Genomic DNA, 514 nt, shown 5'->3' with positions numbered 1-514 from the left:
AGCACGGCCCAGTCAAGGAGAAGCTGGCCAACGTGGAGAAGTTCGCGCAGTTCCAAACTGCCGCACAATCCGCAATCGAAGCAAAGATCGCTGGCGCAACGCCAGATCAGGTGGACGACGCAGCCGCGCAGGGCGCCAAGGATTACTTGAAGCCCAAACGCAACGAGCGTGCGCTGCCTACCATAACCAAGGATACTCAGGAAACCGACACGACCGTACAGGACATGTCGGACCTGATCGCCGAGAACAAGAAAGCGCTGGCGTACCAGCAGGGCGTTGGCGTAACCGACATGGCCGGTGCTGCGTGGCGTGAAATGACCGGCACCAGCGCCGCGATCAACGCTATCGTGGACCGCTGGAACTGGACTCGGGACTTCAAGCCTGACCCGCTGTTCAATGCCATGCAGGACCGGGACGTTTGGGGCAAGAACATGCCCGTGGACGATCAGGAATGGGTGGCCGACAGCAGCTCTGCCGAGGAACGCACTTGGAAGCTGGGCCGTCCGAACGAACA

1 protein-coding gene is annotated in these 514 nt (G+C 60.7%); it reads left to right on the top strand.

The genetic code is table 11. The annotated features are described in order from the left end of the window. Positions 1-32 precede the first annotated feature (32 nt). On the top strand, positions 33-514 hold a 482-nt coding region (locus NFJ07_RS25640), incomplete at its 3' end, for a hypothetical protein (RefSeq protein ID WP_269998924.1).

Origin of the sequence: Arthrobacter sp. B2a2-09 (genome assembly GCF_027587375.1) — a bacterium.
Classification (GTDB): Bacteria; Actinomycetota; Actinomycetes; order Actinomycetales; family Micrococcaceae; genus Arthrobacter.
This window is presented reverse-complemented; position numbering and strand designations above follow the sequence as displayed.